Source organism: Pseudomonas sp. KBW05, from assembly GCF_003852405.1.
Lineage (GTDB): Bacteria > Pseudomonadota > Gammaproteobacteria > Pseudomonadales > Pseudomonadaceae > Aquipseudomonas.
Map to the genome: position 1 here is coordinate 145,709 of NZ_QAJM01000014.1, position 17,554 is coordinate 163,262.

General features: G+C 61.8%; 18 protein-coding genes and 1 riboswitch. Of the genes, 5 read left to right on the forward strand and 13 right to left on the reverse strand.

Translation table 11 applies throughout. The features are described from left to right. Nucleotides 1-121: 121 nt before the first annotated feature. The 6 genes from DBR46_RS13240 to cobO are packed head-to-tail and all read right to left on the reverse strand — an operon-like array spanning nucleotide 122 to nucleotide 6,103. A complete protein-coding gene (locus DBR46_RS13240) occupies nucleotides 122-1,573 on the reverse strand; it encodes a cobyric acid synthase (RefSeq protein WP_124526553.1) in 1,452 nt (483 codons plus the stop codon). After that, a complete protein-coding gene (cobD, locus tag DBR46_RS13245) occupies nucleotides 1,570-2,559 on the reverse strand; it encodes a threonine-phosphate decarboxylase CobD (protein ID WP_124526554.1) in 990 nt (329 codons plus the stop codon). The genes DBR46_RS13240 and cobD overlap by 4 nt, the downstream gene beginning before the upstream one ends. Beyond that, nucleotides 2,552-3,460 (reverse strand): adenosylcobinamide-phosphate synthase CbiB, encoded by a 909-nt coding sequence (cbiB, locus tag DBR46_RS13250; RefSeq protein WP_124526555.1) that lies wholly within the window; start codon nucleotides 3,458-3,460, stop codon nucleotides 2,552-2,554. The genes cobD and cbiB overlap by 8 nt, the downstream gene beginning before the upstream one ends. After that, entirely contained in the window at nucleotides 3,457-4,107 is a 651-nt protein-coding gene (gene bluB, locus DBR46_RS13255) for a 5,6-dimethylbenzimidazole synthase (RefSeq protein ID WP_124526556.1), read from the reverse strand. The genes cbiB and bluB overlap by 4 nt, the downstream gene beginning before the upstream one ends. Then, nucleotides 4,104-5,495 carry a cobyrinate a,c-diamide synthase gene (locus DBR46_RS13260; protein ID WP_124526557.1) on the reverse strand — a complete coding sequence of 464 codons (1,392 nt, stop codon included), beginning with the start codon at nucleotides 5,493-5,495 and terminating at the stop codon, nucleotides 4,104-4,106. The genes bluB and DBR46_RS13260 overlap by 4 nt, the downstream gene beginning before the upstream one ends. Next, the gene (gene cobO / locus DBR46_RS13265; protein WP_017734635.1) at nucleotides 5,492-6,103 is read right to left on the reverse strand and encodes a cob(I)yrinic acid a,c-diamide adenosyltransferase; all 612 of its coding nucleotides are present in this window, start codon (nucleotides 6,101-6,103) and stop codon (nucleotides 5,492-5,494) included. Before cobO ends, DBR46_RS13260 begins: the two co-directional genes overlap by 4 nt. Nucleotides 6,104-6,181: 78 nt before the next feature. Continuing rightward, nucleotides 6,182-6,418: riboswitch (cobalamin riboswitch) on the reverse strand. 99 nt (nucleotides 6,419-6,517) lie between these two features. On the opposite strand from cobO, the gene DBR46_RS13270 reads away from it, so the two are divergent. Then, nucleotides 6,518-7,831, forward strand: coding sequence for a sorbosone dehydrogenase family protein (locus DBR46_RS13270; RefSeq protein ID WP_124526558.1), 1,314 nt, complete (start codon nucleotides 6,518-6,520; stop codon nucleotides 7,829-7,831). A 150-nt stretch (nucleotides 7,832-7,981) separates the two neighbouring features. Here the strand turns inward: DBR46_RS13270 and DBR46_RS13275 are convergent, their stop codons facing one another. The 5 genes from DBR46_RS13275 to DBR46_RS13295 form a co-directional block, all read right to left on the reverse strand. Continuing rightward, the gene (locus DBR46_RS13275) at nucleotides 7,982-8,518 is read right to left on the reverse strand and encodes a C40 family peptidase (RefSeq protein ID WP_017734633.1); all 537 of its coding nucleotides are present in this window, start codon (nucleotides 8,516-8,518) and stop codon (nucleotides 7,982-7,984) included. Between the two features lie 144 nt (nucleotides 8,519-8,662). Next, nucleotides 8,663-9,292 (reverse strand): C40 family peptidase, encoded by a 630-nt coding sequence (locus tag DBR46_RS13280; protein ID WP_124526559.1) that lies wholly within the window; start codon nucleotides 9,290-9,292, stop codon nucleotides 8,663-8,665. Between the two features lie 213 nt (nucleotides 9,293-9,505). Beyond that, nucleotides 9,506-10,210 (reverse strand): DnaA regulatory inactivator Hda, encoded by a 705-nt coding sequence (hda, locus tag DBR46_RS13285; RefSeq protein WP_017734631.1) that lies wholly within the window; start codon nucleotides 10,208-10,210, stop codon nucleotides 9,506-9,508. 194 nt (nucleotides 10,211-10,404) lie between these two features. Next, on the reverse strand, nucleotides 10,405-11,478 hold the full coding sequence (locus tag DBR46_RS13290; RefSeq protein WP_124526560.1) for an AI-2E family transporter: 1,074 nt from the start codon (nucleotides 11,476-11,478) through the stop codon (nucleotides 10,405-10,407). A 35-nt stretch (nucleotides 11,479-11,513) separates the two neighbouring features. Next, the gene (locus tag DBR46_RS13295; RefSeq protein ID WP_124526561.1) at nucleotides 11,514-12,530 is read right to left on the reverse strand and encodes a DUF2066 domain-containing protein; all 1,017 of its coding nucleotides are present in this window, start codon (nucleotides 12,528-12,530) and stop codon (nucleotides 11,514-11,516) included. A gap of 356 nt (nucleotides 12,531-12,886) precedes the next feature. Here DBR46_RS13295 and purM point away from each other — a divergent pair, with 356 nt between their 5' ends. The 4 genes from purM (at nucleotide 12,887) to DBR46_RS13315 (ending at nucleotide 15,891) form a co-directional block, all read left to right on the forward strand. Continuing rightward, nucleotides 12,887-13,945: a phosphoribosylformylglycinamidine cyclo-ligase gene (gene purM, locus DBR46_RS13300; RefSeq protein WP_005790182.1), complete on the forward strand. Its 1,059-nt coding sequence runs from the start codon at nucleotides 12,887-12,889 to the stop codon at nucleotides 13,943-13,945. Beyond that, complete coding sequence (purN, locus tag DBR46_RS13305; RefSeq protein WP_017734628.1) at nucleotides 13,945-14,595, forward strand: phosphoribosylglycinamide formyltransferase; 651 nt, start codon at nucleotides 13,945-13,947, stop codon at nucleotides 14,593-14,595. Before purM ends, purN begins: the two co-directional genes overlap by 1 nt. Nucleotides 14,596-14,603: 8 nt before the next feature. Further along, the gene (locus tag DBR46_RS13310) at nucleotides 14,604-15,317 is read left to right on the forward strand and encodes a DUF3108 domain-containing protein (protein WP_017734627.1); all 714 of its coding nucleotides are present in this window, start codon (nucleotides 14,604-14,606) and stop codon (nucleotides 15,315-15,317) included. Nucleotides 15,318-15,702: 385 nt separating this feature from the next. Continuing rightward, entirely contained in the window at nucleotides 15,703-15,891 is a 189-nt protein-coding gene (locus DBR46_RS13315) for a hypothetical protein (RefSeq protein ID WP_017734626.1), read from the forward strand. A 216-nt stretch (nucleotides 15,892-16,107) separates the two neighbouring features. On the opposite strand, the gene DBR46_RS13320 is transcribed toward DBR46_RS13315, so the two are convergent. After that, nucleotides 16,108-16,653 (reverse strand): DUF2058 domain-containing protein, encoded by a 546-nt coding sequence (locus DBR46_RS13320; protein WP_017734625.1) that lies wholly within the window; start codon nucleotides 16,651-16,653, stop codon nucleotides 16,108-16,110. 25 nt (nucleotides 16,654-16,678) lie between these two features. After that, the gene (mazG, locus tag DBR46_RS13325; RefSeq protein ID WP_124526562.1) at nucleotides 16,679-17,512 is read right to left on the reverse strand and encodes a nucleoside triphosphate pyrophosphohydrolase; all 834 of its coding nucleotides are present in this window, start codon (nucleotides 17,510-17,512) and stop codon (nucleotides 16,679-16,681) included. Nucleotides 17,513-17,554: the final 42 nt, after the last annotated feature.

The following is a 17,554-nucleotide window of genomic DNA, read 5'->3' on the forward strand; positions in this document are numbered from 1 at the left end:
GAGCGGGCTTGCTCGCGAAAGCGGTATATCAGTATCAAATGTACTGACTGACCCGCCGCTTTCGCGAGCAAGCCCGCTCCCACATTTGGATCGCAGTGCATCAGTTAAAACCCACATGCTGTTAAATCCCACACAGCTTGCGCAGCAGCTCGGTATCCAGATGGTTCTCCACCAAGTCCGCCAAGCGCTCGATATCGCGCTCGCGCAGCGCGTGGTAATCCACTTCCTGCACATCCTGCAACCCCGCCCAGCGCAACAAGGCGCTGCACGCTGCCGGCGTTTCAAACAAGCCATGCAGGTACGTACCAAGGATTTGCCCGTCTGCACTTTGCGCGCCGTCACGACGACCGTCATCCAGTAGCACGGCGGCACTCGACAGGGCATCGCCAGTTGTCACGCCCGCATGGATTTCGTAACCGCTCACTTCGGCGTCTTCCAGCAGCAACCGCCCACGCACATTACGCAGTTGCTTCTCCTCCTCCAGCGTGGTGCTGAATGCCAACAACCCCAGGCCCTCACTGGAACCTGCGGGCCCTTCCAAACCGAGCGGGTCGTGCACCTGCTCGCCGAGCATCTGCAACCCCCCGCAAATCCCCAGCACCTTGCCGCCATAGCGCAAGTGCCGCGCCACGGCGCTGTCCCAGCCATTGGCACGCAGATAGGCCAGGTCGCTGCGCACGCTTTTCGAGCCAGGCAGGATGATCAGGTCGGCAGGCGGAATCGGCTGGCCTGGGCCGACGAACTGCAAGTCCACCTGGGGATGCAGGCGCAGCGGATCGAAATCGGTGTGATTGCTGATGCGCGGTAGCACCGGCACCACCACTTTGAGCACCTGGGCGGCCTTGTCGATTTGGCGTCGGTCGATGCCGTCTTCGGCTTCCAGGTGCAGGTCCATCACGTAGGGCAGCACGCCCACCACCGGTTTGCCGGTGCGCGCCTCCAGCCAATCCAGGCCGGGTTGCAGCAGCGCAATGTCGCCACGGAAACGGTTGATGATGAAGCCTTTGACCCGCGCCTGCTCGGTTGGCGAGAGCAATTCCAGGGTGCCGACCAGATGGGCAAACACGCCGCCACGATTGATATCGGCGATCAGCAGCACCGGGCAATCCACCGCTTCGGCGAAACCCATGTTGGCGATGTCATTGGCGCGCAGGTTGATCTCCGCCGGGGAGCCCGCGCCCTCCACCATGACCACCGGATAGGCTTGGCTCAAGCGTGCGTGAGAGGCCAGTACCGCTTGCATGGCGATGGCTTTGTAGTCGTGATAGGCCACGGCGTTCATGCTGGTCACGGCGCGGCCGTGGATGATGACCTGGGAACCGGTGTCGCTGTTGGGCTTGAGCAGCACCGGGTTCATGTCGGTGTGCGGCGCCAGGTTGGCAGCCTGGGCCTGCACGGCCTGGGCGCGGCCGATTTCGCCACCTTCGGCGGTCACAGCACTGTTGAGGGCCATGTTCTGCGGCTTGAACGGCGCCACAGCCACGCCCTGGCGTATCAGCCAGCGGCACAGTGCGGTCACCAGCGTGCTTTTGCCGGCATCGGAGGTGGTGCCTTGCACCATCAGCGTACTCATGAGGCGTCCTTGTAGGCGGTCAGTGCCGCGTCGAGGCGCTGCCAGTCGGCCTCGGTGTCGGGCAGGCCAAAACGCAGGCTGCTGTCATGCACAAACAGGCGCAGCAGAATGCCGCGCTGGGCCATGAATTCATGCAGGCGCTCGGCGTGCGGGGTGATCAGCCATTGGAACAAGGCGCAACCGCCCTGGGGTTGAAAACCGTGGCGCTCAAGCACGCCGAACAAACGCTCGGCGGCGTCGGCGCAGCGCTTGCGCTGGCGCGTATGCCCGGCCACGTCGAGCAAGCATTCCTGGCCCAGCACGCGGGTCGGCCCACTGACCGCCCACGGCCCGACCTGTTCGGCGAGCAGCTTGAGCAACTTGCGCTCGGCCAGCACAAACCCCAGGCGCACCCCGGCGAGGCCGAAGAATTTGCCAAACGAGCGCAACACGATCAGCCCGACTTGGTGAGCCTGGCTGGCCAGGCTCAGGTGCGGGGTGATGTCCATGAACGCTTCATCCACCACCAGCCAGCCGCCGCGTTGGGCCAGGCGCGCATGCCAATCCAGCAGGCGTTCCGGGGTCAAGCTCAGGCCGGTGGGGTTATTCGGGTTGACCACCACCAGCACGTCGAGGCCGTCGAGGAAGAAATCGACTTCCTGCTCCAGCACTTCGCGCACCACATAACCGGCGCGGCGCCAGGCTTCGGCGTGTTCGGCATAGCACGGCGACAGCACGCCGACCTTGCCCGCCCGGCGCAAGCGCGGCAGCAACTGGATCGCGGCCTGGGAGCCAGGCACCGGCAACACATGCGCGGCGCCGTAATATTCGCTGGCGGCGCGTTCCAGGCCGTCGTCGGTCTCGGGCAAGCGCGCCCAGGCGCGCAGCGGGATCTCGGGGATCGGCCAGGGCCACGGCGCAAGGCCGCTGGACAGGTCGAGCCAGTCGGCCTCGGCAATCCCGTACTGAATCGCCGCCTTGCGCAGCCGGCCACCGTGCTCAAGCATAGAATTGCGCCCCCGCGCAGAGAATCAGCAACCACAACCATACGCCGCGCTGCACCAGTTGCCAGCCTCGGTCAATAGAATCCGCATCCGCCGCCGGGCCTTCGCCGAGCTGCGGACGCTGGTGGACTTCGCCGTGATAAATCGCGGCGCCGCCCAGTTCGACACCCAAGGCACCCGCCCCCGCCGCCATCACCGGACCAGCATTTGGGCTGTCCCAGGTCGGGCCCTGCGTGCGCCAGCATTTCAGCGCCAGGCGGGTTTTGCCCAGCAGCGCGTAGGTCAGCGCCACCAGGCGCGCCGGAATATAGTTGAGCACGTCGTCGATTTTCGCCGCTGCCCAGCCGAAGCGCTCGAAGCGTTCGTTGCGATAGCCCCACATGGCATCCAGGGTGTTGCTCAGGCGATAAAGCACCACGCCCGGCACGCCGGCCACCACAAACCAGAACAGCGCGGCGAACACCGCATCGCTGCCGTTCTCCAACACCGATTCGGTGGCGGCACGGGCGACTTCGGTGCGGTCCAGCTCACTGGTCTGCCGGCTCACCAGGTAACTTACGCGCTGGCGCGCTTCGTCCAGGTCGTCGCTGCGCAGGGCCTGGGCCACGGGGATCACGTGTTCGCCAAGGCTGCGCATGCCCAAGGCGCAATACAGCGCCAGGATCTCCAGCACCCAGCCGATATACGGCGCCCACGACAACGCGGTGGCCAGCAAGGTCAGCGGCACCACGGCGATAAACCACGCGGTCACGCCATGGCTGCGCCAGCCACGGCCACCGGTGTTGAAACGTTGCTCGATGCGCCCGGCGAAATTACCGAACGCCACCAGCGGATGCCAGCGCTTGGGTTCGCCCAGCAGCGCATCCAGCGCGACAGCGGCGACACACAGCAAGGCCACACTCATTGACTCACTCCCCACACATTTTCATACAACATGTCACTCAGCGGCCGTGGTTCGGTCCAGCCTTCGAGTTGCAGCATCGGTGCCGGATAGAACTCGGCCACCGGCCCCAGGCACAGCACGGCCAGGGGTTTGGCGCCGGCGGGCAAGCCCAGCAGGTCGGCCAGGGCCTGGGGCTCGAACAGCGAGACCCAGCCCATGCCCAGGCCTTCGACGCGGGCGGCCAGCCATAGGTTCTGGATTGCACAGGACAACGAGGCCATGTCCATCTCCGGCAAAGTGCGGCGGCCGAAGATGTGGCGCTCGCGATCGTCCATCAGTGCCGCCACCAGTACCTCGGCGCAGTCGTGGATGCCTTCGACCTTGAGCTTCATGAAGTCATCGGAGCGTTCGCCCAGCGCTTCGGCGGTGCGTATGCGTTCTTCTTCCACCAGTTGCTGAATTTGCCCACGCAGTTGACGGTCGCTGATGCGGATGAAGCGCCAGGGTTGCATCAGGCCGACACTCGGCGCCTGGTGGGCGGCCTGGAGCAGGCGGTGGAGCAGTTCGGGGGCCACCGTGCCGCCAGTGAAGTGGCGCATGTCGCGGCGTTCGGCGATGGCGCGGTAGACGGCGTCGCGGTCGGCTGGGGGGAAGGCGTTGTCGGTCATGGCCTCTTCGCGGGCAAGCCCGCTCCCACATTGGATTGGGTTTCAACTCGGTCAAGTGTGGGAGCGGGCTTGCTCGCGAAAGCGCCTTCCCGGTCTGGCGCAAACAATGCAGCCACCGCCGCCGGATTCGACGGAAAGTAAAAGTGCACGTAGGAAGCCGTCATCCGCCCCTGTCGGTAAACCGCCTCGGCGCCACGCCCGCCATTGGGGCTTACGCCACGGGCAATCGGCGTGCATGCGGTGCTGGTCAGGGAGTGGTGATAGGTATGCCCACGCAGTACACCTTCCGGCAATTCGACATTTTGCAGGGCCAAGGCGGCCAACTTCTTCTGCATCACGGCGTCGCCCGGCAGCAGGCCGAGCAACTCGGCACGTTGGCCGGCGACATCGGTGAGCGAGTCCAGCAGGTACAACATGCCGCCGCATTCGGCGAGCAACGGTTTACCAGCGGCGTGATGGGCGCGGATCGCCTCCAGCATCGCGGTGTTTTCCGCCAACGCCTGGTGATGCAATTCCGGGTAGCCGCCCGGCAGATACAGACTGTCGGCGTCAGGCAATTCACGATCATGGATCGGCGAAAAGAAGTGCAACTCGGCACCCATCGCCCGCAACAGGTCGAGGCTGGCGCCGTAGGTAAAGGCGAAGGCTTCGTCGCGGGCCACGGCGATGCGCACACCGTCGAGCAGCGGCTCGGCAGCGATCACTTCAGGCGCGGCGAAGGTCACTGGCGGCGGCAAGGCGACTTCGCAACTGCTGCCCAACGCTTGGGCGGCGGCGTCGAGGCGCACGTCGAGGTCATTCAGTTCGCTGGCCTGCACCAGGCCCAGATGACGACTTGGCAATTCGATGCCCGTCTCACGGGACAAGGCGCCGTACCAACGCAGGCCTTCGGTGAGGCTGCCTTCGAGCAGTTGCGCATGGCGCAGGGTGCCGACGCGGTTGGCCAGCACGCCGGCGAACGGCAGGTCCGGCTGATAACGCGCCAAGCCCAAGGCCAACGCGCCAAACGTCTGGGCCATGGCGGTGCCGTCGATCACGCCAAGTACCGGCACGCCGAAGTGGCGGGCCAGGTCAGCGCTGGAGGGGGTACCGTCGAACAGGCCCATGACGCCTTCGATAAGGATCAGGTCGGCCTCGCCGGCAGCTTCCCACAACAGGCGGCGACTTTCCTGCTCGCCCACCATCCACATGTCCAACTGATACACCGGCGCACCGCTGGCGCGCTCGTGGATCATCGGGTCGAGAAAGTCCGGCCCGCATTTGAACACGCGCACCTTGCGCCCCAGGTTGCGGTGCAAACGGGCCAGCGCTGCGGTGACGGTGGTTTTGCCCTGGCCAGACGCCGGTGCGGCGATCAATACGGCCGGGCAATGACGGGGCTGATTCAAAGTTCGACGCCCTTCTGTGCCTTGATACCGGCCTGGAATGCGTGCTTGAGCATGCCCATTTCGGTGACGGTGTCGCCCATTTCGATCAATTCAGGCTTGGCGCCACGGCCGGTGACCACCACATGCTGCATCGGCGGACGCGCTTGCAGGTCGCTGAGCACTTGGTCGAGGTCGAGGTAGCCGTGCTTGAGGGCGATGTTCAGTTCATCAAGGACGACAAGGCCGATGGACGGGTCTTGCAGCAGTTCGCGGGAAACTTCCCACGCGGCTTCGGCGGCGGCGATGTCGCGCTGGCGGTCCTGGGTTTCCCAGGTGAAGCCTTCGCCCATGACATGGAAGCGCACTTGCTCGGGGAAACGGCGGAAGAACAGTTCTTCGCCCGTGCTGTTACGCCCCTTGATGAACTGCACCACGCCGCACTGCATACCGTGGCCCATGGCGCGGGCGAGCATGCCGAACGCGGAACTGCTTTTGCCTTTGCCGTTGCCGGTCAGCACCAGCAGCAGGCCGCACTCGTTGGGGGAATTGGCGATACGCTCGTCGATCACGGCTTTTTTGCGCAGCATGCGCGCCAGGTGGCGTTCGTCGCGGTCGGGGGAATCGGTCATGGCAGCTCTCCGTTGGGGCTGGACAAAAACGGCGGGCAGGAAAAAGAGAAAACAGACAGCCAAGCATCGCCCACCGTGATGCTGTTGGATGTTTCAGGCCGGTCTCCGGGCTCATGAGTGGCGCGCTTGCCGACACTGCGCCTTCCCATATCGCGGGGCGATACAGTGGCAAAAGCAGCGTCTTGACTCATTTACCGTTGCGGGGGCAGCGCCGGAATTGCGGCAGCACTGTGTACAAGTGCGCTCGCTCACCGGCTTCCCTGTTTCACTCGGTGGACCCGTGGGTCACAGAGCACCTGGAACAAGTCGCGAAGGGTAGAGGGTTGGGGGTGGAGCGTCAATTAAAGCCGGCTTCGCACTTGAACCATCGGCCCGCCGCGCGCCTCTACCCTTACAGGTATCCAGGAGAAAACCATGCACAAGACCCGACTTGCCCTACTGATCATGTGCGCAGGCGCCCTCGCCGCCTGCGGTGAAAGCTCGACTTTGCAAGTGTCTGACGGCACCGGGCCCTCCCCCAAGCTTCCGGAGCCGAACAAGACCCTGATTCCCACGGTCAACATCGCGCCAGCCATCGGCTGGCCTGAGGGCGCGAAGCCAACTGCCGCTGCGGGCACCCAAGTGGCGGCGTTTGCCGAAGGGCTGGACCACCCGCGCTGGCTCTATGTACTGCCCAATGGCGACGTGCTGGTCGCAGAAACCAATGCGCCGCCCAAACCCGATGACGCAAAGGGCATTCGTGGCTGGGTGATGGAGAAGGTCATGGGCCGAGCCGGCGCTGGCGTGCCAAGCCCGAACCGCATCACGCTGCTGCGCGATGCCGACCACGACGGCATCGCCGAGACCCGCACGGTCTTCCTGGCTGACCTCAATTCGCCGTTCGGCATGGCCCTGGTGGGCAATGACCTGTATGTGGCGGACTCGGACAAGCTGCTGCGCTTCCCCTACCAACCGGGTGAGACCACGATCAAGGCAGCCGGCACCAAGGTCATCGACCTCCCCGGCGGCAGCATCAACCACCACTGGACGAAAAACGTGGTGGCGAGCAAGGACGGCAGCAAGCTTTACGTTAGCGTTGGCTCTAACAGCAACGTGGGTGAAAACGGCCTGCAGGCAGAAGAAGGTCGGGCGGCGATCTGGGAAGTGGACCGCGCCAGCGGCCAGCACCGCATCTTCGCCTCAGGCTTGCGCAACCCCAACGGCATGGCCTGGGAACCCCAAAGCGGCAAGCTGTGGACGGCGGTGAACGAACGCGATGAAATCGGCAGCGACCTGGTGCCGGACTACATCACCTCGGTGCAGGATGGCGCCTTCTATGGCTGGCCGTTCAGCTACTACGGGCAGCATGTGGATGTGCGGGTCAACCCGCAAAACCTCGACCTGGTGGCCAAGGCGATTGCGCCGGACTACGCCGTGGGCCCACATACCGCCTCGCTGGGCCTGACGTTTGCCGAGGGCAGCAACTTGCCGGCGCCGTTCACGCATGGCGCGTTCATCGGCCAGCATGGCTCATGGAACCGCAAGCCCCACAGTGGTTACAAGGTGATATTCGTGCCGTTCGAGGCTGGCCAGCCCAAGGGGCAGCCGGTGGATGTGCTGACCGGGTTCCTCGACAAAGACGAGAAAGCCATGGGCCGGCCGGTGGGCGTGGTGGTGGATCAGCAAGGCGGGGTGCTGGTGGCAGATGATGTGGGGAATAAGGTGTGGCGGGTTTCGGCGGCCAAGTAATTAGGCTTCAGACCACCACAAACCCCATGTGGGAGCGGGCTTGCTCGCGAATGCGCCGGATCAGACGACACATCTGTGACTGACACACCGCCTTCGCGAGCAAGCCCCCTCCCACACAAGCCCGCTCCCACATTTGGATCTGTATGCAATTCAGGGATTACGTGCCAGATTCCCTGGCAACACGCGCTTGGCACTCAGGTAAGCATTCTGCCAATACGCCTTGGACAGGGTATCCAGCTTCACCGTACCGCCGGTTTGCGGCGCGTGCACGAAGCGGCCCTCGCCCACATAGATGCCGGCATGGCTGACCTGGGAGCCTCCGCCTGTAGCGAAGAACAACAGGTCACCCGTTTGCAGGTTCTGCTCACTGACATCCTGCGCACGCATCACGATCAGCTCGCGGGTGGTACGCGGCAAGGAGATGCCGGCGGCGTCACGAAACACAAAGCCGATCAGGCCACTGCAATCAAAGCCTGAGTCCGGCGTGTTGCCGCCCCAGCGATAAGGCGTGCCGACCAGGCCCAACGCACGAAAGAGCACGTCTTCGGCAGCAGGCGAGAAATTCTGAGTGGCGTAGTTGAACACCGGCTTGGGCTTCACCGCTACGGGAGCGGGCGGTGGACGGCTGGCGCAGGCGCTGAGCAGCGCGGCGCAGACAATGAGGATCAGGCGGGCCGAGGTCGACATGTGCAGAACAATCCTGGTCTGGATGCGGCTTTCGCTGCCGAACGCTGAAAACCAGAACGCGCAAGCAAAGCTCGCGCGTACGGATTACAACAATATCCAGGGATTCTAGCGCTTACACGTCAAACTTCAAGTATCACTTTAAGTTTACTTGCTAGCGGTAACCGTTGTCGGTGCCATGGCGAGTGCGCGCTTGGCTTCGATAAAGGTTTTGCTCCAGTAGCTGTCGCCCAGGTTGTCGACTCGAACACCGCCACTGCGACGGCTGCTGGAGTGGATAAACTGGTTATCGCCCAGGTAGATACCGGCATGGCTTACGCGACCACGGCCAGCCGTACTAAAGAAAAGCAGATCACCTGGCTTGAGGTTGTTGCGCGCGACCAACGGTGCATCCACGTTGATCATCTCGCGAGTGGAGCGTGGCAGGTTCATGCCAGCTTCTTCGCGAAACAGGTAGCCGATAAAACCGCTGCAGTCGAAACCGGCTTCAGAGGTACCGCCGAATCGGTAACGGGTACCGATCAGGGACATGCCGCGTTCGAGGATGCTGTCGGCCAGGACTGGAAGCTGGTAAGGCTTGTTGCCGGAGAAGGCGCCCAGTTCCTTTTCAGTCGCCAGCTCTTCTTCATAAACAGAAGCAGACTGTGCAGCGACGAATTTTGCCTGATTTTGAACCTGGGGTTTGGGCTGTTCAACCACTTGTTGAGGGTGGGAAGCGCAACCAAACAACAGGGTAACGAGTGCGAGAGGCACGAGGGGTGCGAAGCGATTTAGCATGGGCACGACCGTGGCTGATGTGTAAAGAAGTCGAGACTATGCCCTCTATCACATCGATTTGCAAATTCAATCGTGATCTATGTGACTTCTTGTTTGGACTATGACATCTAAGCCCTTAACACCCTATACGCGCCTTTTGCGTGGCCAAAGCGGCCCAAACGCAGGTTTTCTGGCGCCTGGAATTTGCCGAAAGCCCCGAAAACAAAGGGTCGGCTACCAGCCGAGGGTTTCCTTGAGGAAGGGAATGGTCAGCTTGCGCTGGGCCTGCAAGGAGGCCTGATCGAGCTGTTCGAGCAAATCGAACAACGCGCTCATGCTGCGGGTGCCACGAGTGAGGATGAAGTGCCCGACTTCGTCAGTGAGGTGCAGGCCGCGACGGGATGCACGCAATTGCAGGGCGCGCAGTTTGTCTTCGTCGGAGAGCGGGCGCATCTGGAAGATCAACGCCAGGGTCAGGCGAGACTTGAGGTCAGCCAGCTTCACCGGCAGCTCGCGCGGCGAGGTAGATGCGGCGATCAGCAAGCGCCGGCCGCTGTCACGCAGGCGGTTGAACAGATGGAACAGCGCCTCTTCCCACTCCGCCTTGCCGGCAATCGCCTGCAGGTCATCCAGGCAGACCAGCTCGTATTGCTCAAGGTGGTCGAAAATGCCGATGCCACGGTCCATCAATTCAGCCAGCGGCAGGTAGACCGCCGCTTCACCCATCTGCTCGAAGCGCAGGCACGCGGCCTGCAATAGGTGAGTACGCCCTACGCCGTGTTTGCCCCACAGATAGATCAGGCTTTCGGTCCACCCGGCGTCGGCTTCGCAGAGCCGCTCGACATAGCCGAGTGCAGCGGCATTGGCGCCTGGGTAGTAGTTGATAAAGGTGGCGTCGTCACGCAGACGCACACCCAAGGGCAGCTGAATCGGTTTCATGCTGACTGAACGGCTCCAAACGAACCGCTAGTGGCCTCTGTGTAAAGTTTGCAAAGTTTATACCCGTGAAGCCGGGCGCACAATGCAGCAGACCACAAGCAAAATCAAAGGTTTGCGTTAACTTGCCGGTTTTGCGCAAATTGTTTGACACCAGAAACAACAAACCCGGCCAGGCCGGGTTTGTGACACAAGGTTTACAGATCGGGATCTTCAACCCCCGTGTACACATCCGAATCCTTGTACAGATCGTGCACATGGCGCACCAGCACCATGATCACCGCCGCTACCGGCAGTGCCAGCAAGATGCCAGTAAAGCCGAACAACTCGCCACCCGCCAGGATCGCAAAGATCACCGCTACAGGGTGCAGGCCGATCCGGTCCCCCACCAGCAGCGGTGTCAGCACCATCCCTTCCAAGGCCTGGCCGACCATAAACACCGCGACAATCCCCAGCATCGGGTACAGGTCGCCGCCGAACTGGAACAACCCCGCCACCAGCGCCGCGCCGATACCGATCACAAAACCCATGTAAGGCACGATGGCCGCCAGGCCAGCGATCAGGCCAATCAACAGGCCCAGCTCCAGGCCAATCGCCATCAGACCCGCCGCGTAGATAACCCCCAAGGCCAGCATCACCAGCAACTGCCCACGCACGAATGCGCCGAGCACTTCATGGCATTCCTCCGCCAGGGAGACAATGCGCTCCTCGCGATTGCGCGGCAGCAGGCTGCGGATCTTGGCCATCATGATGTCCCAGTCACGCAGCAGGTAGAACGCCACCACCGGGATCAGCACCAGGTTGGTCAACCAGCCGATCAGCGCCAGGCTGGACGCCGTGGCCTGGCTGAGCACCATGCCGACAATGTCGGTGGTCTGGCCCATATGCTCGCTGATCGCGGCCTTGACCTTGTCGAACTTCCAGAAGCCATCCGACAACCCCAACTTGGCCTGGGCCCACGGCATCGCCGTGTGCTGCAACCAATCGAGCATCTGCGGCGCCAGTTCATACAGACGGAACAGCTGCTTGGCCAGCATCGGCACCAGCACCAGCACCAGGGCCGTGATGATCAAGGTAAACAGGGCGAACACCGCCACCACGCCCCAGGTACGTGACAAGCCGGCTTTCTCCAGGCGATCCACCACCGGATCAAACAGATAGGCCAACAGCAACGCAACCAGGAACGGCGTCAGGATCGAATGCAGCAAAAAAACAAAAGCGCACAGCAGGACGATCCCGCCAATCCACACCCAACGACGCGTATCCGCCATAAACCACTCCATTGCTTCTATATAAGGAAGAACGTTTACCAGTGAAAGCGCAGTTGCGCCTGAGGCTCTGGAGCACCATCAGCCGCAGCCGGCACTTCCCCCGGCGCAACCTCCTGCAACTTGGCCAGGCTCAACTGGCTGCGCAACTGCTCGGCACTGCCGTTGACCCGGTAAACAATGCGACTGCCATCCACCAGCAACGGCTGGCCGCCAAACGGTTCAAGCAGATGCCCCAGGGCGGCGTAGCGCTCCAGTGTCATGCCCTGCACTTCCAGCAGTTGCTCGGCACTGACGCCCGGCTTGACCGCAAAGCGCGGCGCCAACTTCTGGCTGACGGCCAACATCACCGCATCGGCCACAGCGGCGGTATCGGCCCCTTGGACACTGCCCTGCTCGCTCTTGTCGCCCAACCACAACCGCCACTTGGCCTGCCATTGGCTGCCTTCCTGCCGCGCATGCACCGCCAGCAAGGCATCCGCGCCGTAACGCTCGGAGGCGGCGCGCAGTGGTGTGGCGTCGGCGCTTTCCAGGTTTGGCGCGGTGGCGACCACCTGCTCGTCCAGATCACCCAACGGCAGGCGCAACGGCAAGCCTCGGTGTTGCGCCGCGCGGCGCAAGGCTTGGGCGACGCTTTGGCCATCGCCCACCAAGCTGCTGCCTTCGGTAGAGTCATTCAGCCACCAGCCGAGGATCGACGGCCGGTTGCTGCCCCAGATCGACAGGCCGGCGTCACGCAAGGCACGGTCGGTGCTCACCGGGTCAAAATCCACTTGCAGGCTCTCGGGCGGGCCGGCGTCGTAGCCGTATTGGCTGATGATTTGTTGCGGGTCCTTGCGAATCGCCGCCAGGCCCGGGCCGTCGGCGGCCTTGGCGTCACCGGTGAGGCGAATCACCAGGGTCTGCACGGCGCGTTGGGTCGCCTGGTCGCGCTCTTGTGGCGACTGGCCGCTGACCGGTTCAAGTACTTGATAGAGGCCATTGAGGGTTTCGGCATGACTCGCCAGGCTGACCAACGACAAGCAGCCTACAAAGAAGAATTTACACAGACGCATGAAAGATTCCCGAACGACAAATTTAGCGGCTGGAACAGACCGCGTGAACTCGGTTGCGCAAGGCTGTGACCACAGCGACCGGTAAAACATTCACAGGGTCTTGGTAAGTTTTCGTACTGTCATAACGATAGCGGGTTCAAGGCTATACCTTAATACGCACCAAGGCAGAGCCGATTAGCATTTTTTTAATCGGCTTTTTTTGCCTATATCGCCCTGCCCGTCGGCCCGAGGATGGCCGCTGCCCCTCAAGCCTGATAAAATCGCGCGCCTTCGCAGACCGTCAACGGCTGGGCCTTTTACCAAAAGCGCCTGCCCGCTCGGTCGTTACCCCTGAATCCCCCCTAAAGGCCTGGATCATGAGCAAGCAACCCTCCCTGAGCTACAAGGACGCCGGTGTAGACATCGACGCCGGTGAAGCATTGGTCGAACGCATCAAGAGCGTCGCCAAGCGCACTGCGCGCCCCGAAGTCATGGGCGGCCTGGGCGGTTTTGGCGCCCTCTGCGAGATCCCGGCCGGCTACAAACAGCCTGTGCTGGTCTCCGGCACCGACGGCGTGGGCACCAAGCTGCGCCTGGCACTGAACCTGAACAAGCACGACAGCATCGGCATCGACCTGGTTGCCATGTGCGTAAACGACCTGGTGGTATGCGGCGCCGAGCCGTTGTTCTTCCTGGACTACTACGCCACCGGCAAGCTCAACGTCGAGACCGCTACCCAGGTAGTGACCGGCATTGGCGCTGGCTGCGAACTGTCGGGTTGCTCCCTGGTCGGCGGCGAAACCGCTGAAATGCCAGGCATGTACGAAGGCGAAGACTACGACCTGGCCGGCTTCTGCGTCGGCGTTGTAGAAAAAGCCGAGATCATCGACGGCTCCAAGGTTGCCGCCGGTGACGCCCTGCTCGCCCTGCCATCGTCCGGCCCGCACTCCAACGGCTACTCGCTGATCCGCAAGATCATCGAAGTGTCCGGCGCCGACATCGAAAACATCCAGCTCGACGGCAAGCCACTGACCGACCTGCTGATGGCCCCGACCCGCATCTACGTCAAGCCACTGCTCAAGCTCATCAAGGACACCGGTGCTGTCAAAGCCATGGCCCATATCACCGGTGGCGGCCTGCTGGACAACATCCCGCGCGTCCTGCCAAAAGGCGCCCAGGCAATCGTCGACGTGGCGAGCTGGCAGCGCCCTGCGGTCTTCGACTGGCTGCAAGAGAAAGGCAACGTCAACGAAACCGAGATGCACCGCGTGCTGAACTGCGGCGTGGGCATGGTCATCTGCGTGGCGCAAGAGCACGTTGAAACCGCGCTGAACGTCCTGCGTGAAGCGGGCGAGCAGCCTTGGGTCATCGGCCAGATCGCCACCGCACCGGAAGGCGCGGCCCAGGTCGAACTGAAGAACCTCAAGGCTCATTGATGTCCCAGACCTGTGATGTCGTGGTGCTGCTCTCCGGCACCGGCAGTAACTTGCAGGCCCTGATCGACAGCACGCGCACCGGCGACAGCCCGGTGCGCATCGCTGCGGTGATCTCCAACCGCAGCGACGCCTACGGCCTGCAACGCGCCAGGGACGCAGGTATCGACACCCGCTCCCTGGATCACAAGGCTTTCGAGGGCCGCGAGGCCTTCGATGCTGCCTTGATCGAACTGATCGACGCCTTCAACCCCAAGCTCGTGGTCCTGGCCGGTTTCATGCGCATCCTCAGCGCTGATTTCGTACGCCACTACGACGGGCGCCTGCTCAATATCCACCCTTCCCTGCTGCCCAAGTACAAAGGCATGCATACGCACCAGCGGGCGCTCGACGCCGGCGACAGCGAGCATGGCTGCAGCGTGCACTTCGTCACCGAGGAACTCGATGGCGGGCCTCTGGTCGTACAGGCAGTGGTTCCGGTAGAGTCTGACGACTCGGCGCAGACCCTTGCGCAACGGGTTCACACCCAGGAACACAGGATTTACCCGTTGGCTGTACGCTGGTTTGCCGAGGGGCGGTTGATTCTTGGTGACCAGGGTGCATTATTGGACGGTCAGTTACTCGCGGCCAGCGGCCACTTGATTCGAACCTAGGAGATTTTATGCGTCGCGCCTTGCTCTTCGCTTTTGCTCTGTTTGCCTTGCCTGCGGTGCAAGCGGCAGACCTTCACCCTTTCTCCGTCAGCTACACCGCCGACTGGAAACAGTTGCCCATGAGTGGCTCGGCTGAACGCAGCCTGGCCAAGAATGGCGATGGCACCTGGACCTTGAACTTCAAGGCTTCGATGATGATCGCCAGCCTTACCGAAACCAGCGTGATCCTGTTTGACAAGGACACCCTGCAACCGAAGAGCTACACCTTCGAACGCGGTGGCCTGGGCAAGGCGAAGAAGATCAATCTGGACTTCGATCAAACCGCCAAGAAAGTCACCGGCTTTGAGAACAAAGACCCGGTCAACGTAGCGCTGCAAAGCGGCATGCTCGACAAGTCGACCTACCAGTTGGCCCTGCAACGTGATGTGGCCGCCGGCAAGAAAAGCATGAGCTACAACGTGGTGGAAGGCACCGACGTCGATACCTACGACTTCCGCGTGATTGGCCCGGAAAAGGTCCAGACCAAGGTCGGCTCGATTGACGCGATCAAGGTTGAGCGCGTGCGTGACCCGACGCAAAGCAAGCGCATTACCCAGATGTGGTTCGCCAAGGACCAGGGCGGTATCCTGGTTGCACTGCGCCAGGTAGAAACCGACGGCAAGGAATACAACATCATGCTGCAAGACGGCACCGTTGACGGCAAGGCTGTCAAAGGTAGCTGATGAGCTGATGAGCTGGTGAACTGAAGAAGAGCCTCGCTGAATGCGGGGCTTTTTTTTGCCTGCGGATTTTGTGTTGAAGCTTCTGCCGTCTTCGCGAGCAAGCCCGCTCCCACATTTGGAATGCACTCCAAGTGTGGGAGCGGGCTTGCTCGCGAAGGCGATGGCAGGGCCGATACAAAGCTCAAGCCTGACCTGAACATGAAACTTCTGTCATAAAACTCCAGCCCCCAAAACACAAACCCCCAATTCTCAAGGCCTGTAGCACTGTTGCAATTCCTGCAATGAATAGTTGCGCGAAAAGTCGGTTTACTTAGCAAGCTAACAAAACATATAAAAGAGGCCTGCGACGACTTGCCGCAGACCCACCAGAGATTGGAGCAAGCAGATGACTGTAAAAGTAACTGAACGCGACGATGCACATATGTCCCACGAAGCGCTGGGCCATGGGATTCACATCTGGGATGTACACCAACAAGACCTGCTGGTCGGCATGTTTCACAACGAGAGTGACGCTCACAATTATAAGAACGAGCTAGAGTCGCTTGAGATGAAACGTCAGGCAGAGAGCTCCTGAGTATTCGTAGAGTTTAGGTACTCCATTGTGGCGAGCGAGCTTGCTCGCGCTGGGCTGCGAAGCGGCCCCAATAGAATCACCACGCTCTACCAGAAAGAATCGCGGTGTCTGGTTTTGGGGCTGCTACGCAGCCCAGCGCGAGCAAGCTCGCTCGCCACACGGACACCCATCAACAAAAACCCCGCCTTTTGAGCGGGGTTTGTTGTTTCTACAGCCTTACCACATCAGATCGTCAGGGATCTGGTAGGCGGCGTACGGATCATCCTCATCCGGCACTTGGCTTTCCGTGAGGATGTTGAGCTGCACGATACGCTCTGGCGCACGCTCCTGGATCTTCAGCGCCGCTTCACGCGGGATCACCTCATAACTGCCACCGTGGTGCACGATCGCCAGGGAGCCGTTGCTCAGCTTGTTGCGCATCAAAGTGTTGACCGACAGGCGCTTGACCTTCTTGTCATCCACAAAGTTGTAGTAGTCCTCGGTGGTCAGCTTGGGCAGGCGCGAAGTCTCGATCAACTGTTTGACCTGGGCCGTGCGGGCCTTGGCCTCGGCTTTTTCCTGCTGCTGGCGGTTCAGCTCCTGGTCGCGCTTGACCTTCTCGGCCTGCGCTTCCTGGGCCAGGCGGGCCTGGGTGTCATCGGCCTCGATCTGGCCCTTGTGGACCAGGCGCTGCTGCTTCTGCTTCTCTTTGCCGACCTGCTTGGCCTGCTTTTGGTTGACCAGACCTGCTTTGAGTAACTGATCGCGAAGGGAAATGCTCATGGTGCTTACTCACTTAGGCAGCCGCTCAACCGCAGCTGGACATGTTCTTTTCCTGGCGTTTGGCTTCGCCCCACAGGGCGTCCAACGTTTCGAGGGTGCAATCTTCTATGGGTTGATGCGTGTCGCGCAATGCCTGTTCGATAAATCGGAAACGTCGCTCGAACTTGGCATTGGCGCCACGCAGCGCAGTTTCCGGGTCGACCTTGAGATGGCGGGCCAGGTTGACCGCGGCAAAGAGCAGGTCGCCGACTTCATCAGCGATAGCCGCCGGGTCGTTATCGGCCATGGCTTCGAGCACTTCATCGAGCTCTTCGCGCACGTTGTCCACTACTGGCAACGCCGACGGCCAGTCAAATCCCACCTGGCTGGCGCGCTTTTGCAGTTTGGCCGCGCGGGACAAGGACGGCAGTGCTGTAGGAACATCATCCAGTAGGGAGAGCTGCTCCGGCGCGTCGGATTTTTCCGCACGCTCCTCGGCCTTGATCTGCTCCCAACGTTCCTTGACCTGCTCTTCACTCAGTTGCGGGACATCCAGCGGCGCATACAGGTCGCCAGTGGGAAACACGTGGGGGTGACGACGGATCAGCTTGCGCGTGATGCTGTCGATCACCCCGGCGAATTCGAAACGCCCCTCTTCCCGCGCCAGCTGGCTGTAATACACCACCTGGAACAACAGATCGCCCAACTCGCCTTGCAGGTGATCGAAATCGCCGCGCTCGATGGCGTCGGCAACTTCATAGGCTTCTTCCAGCGTATGCGGGACGATGGTGGCGTAGGTTTGCTTGATGTCCCACGGGCAGCCGTATTGCGGGTCGCGCAGGCGGCTCATCAGGTGCAGCAGGTCGTCTAGTGAATACATTGATCTCTATCCGCTGAAGTGGGAACGCTGAAGATCAAATGT